Source organism: Herbiconiux daphne, from assembly GCF_024979295.1.
GTDB classification, from domain to species: domain Bacteria; phylum Actinomycetota; class Actinomycetes; order Actinomycetales; family Microbacteriaceae; genus Herbiconiux; species Herbiconiux daphnes.
Window position 1 is genome coordinate 1 of the sequence record NZ_JANLCJ010000615.1, and the last position, 577, is coordinate 577.

The following is a 577-nucleotide window of genomic DNA, read 5'->3' on the forward strand; positions in this document are numbered from 1 at the left end:
CCAACTTACTTGTACCATTTGTCTTCGGGGTACCCATCACTAAAATCGATTGTGATGGTTTTGTGTTGCCATGGATTTGGTAGCTCGGTTTGGGCAATCAAGGTTGCAAGCAATTCTTTGACTTCAACCACAAAAGCTTCGTTGAGTGCACGGCGTTCGGATTCTTTCTTGATTTGTGCCGTCAATGCTTCGATGACGTCGTCGTTGGTTTGTACCCGTTGGGTGTAATCCTCCAATAAATCCCGCAACATTGATTTGCGTTGTTCGATATTTAATTTGTCTTTCATGCGTGTGTTTCCTCCTTGGGTTTTGAAATATTGATGATGGCTTCGGTGACGGACAAAATTTCCAAGGCATCCAATGGTTTCAAGAATGCCTTTTTCTTTCTCGGCTTTGTCGAATGTTCTCTTTTCTCTTTTGCGGTTTGTGGTCGGTCTTCGACGTACCAACCCAAGACCCTTGGTGCTAGGTGGTCGACATACCCATCAATGCCAAACTCGTGGTTCGTTTCAAATGCAATGAGTGCGTGCAAAATCATGTGTTCCACGACATCGACATAAACAAGTCTATCCGCTTT

Annotated in this window: 2 protein-coding genes; both read right to left on the bottom strand. The window is 44.2% G+C overall.

The genetic code is table 11. From position 1 onward, the window contains the following. Positions 1-5 precede the first annotated feature (5 nt). Positions 6-287, bottom strand: coding sequence for a hypothetical protein (locus N1032_RS26755; RefSeq protein WP_259543700.1), 282 nt, complete (start codon positions 285-287; stop codon positions 6-8). Next, positions 284-577: hypothetical protein (locus N1032_RS26760; protein ID WP_259543701.1), on the bottom strand; the 294-nt coding region annotated here is incomplete at its 5' end. The genes N1032_RS26755 and N1032_RS26760, both read right to left, overlap by 4 nt.

Excerpts from the sequence above, each read along its gene's own strand:
- N1032_RS26755 (WP_259543700.1), bottom strand. The coding sequence starts at position 287 with ATGAAAGACAAATTAAATATCGAACAACGCAAATCAATGTTGCGGGAT.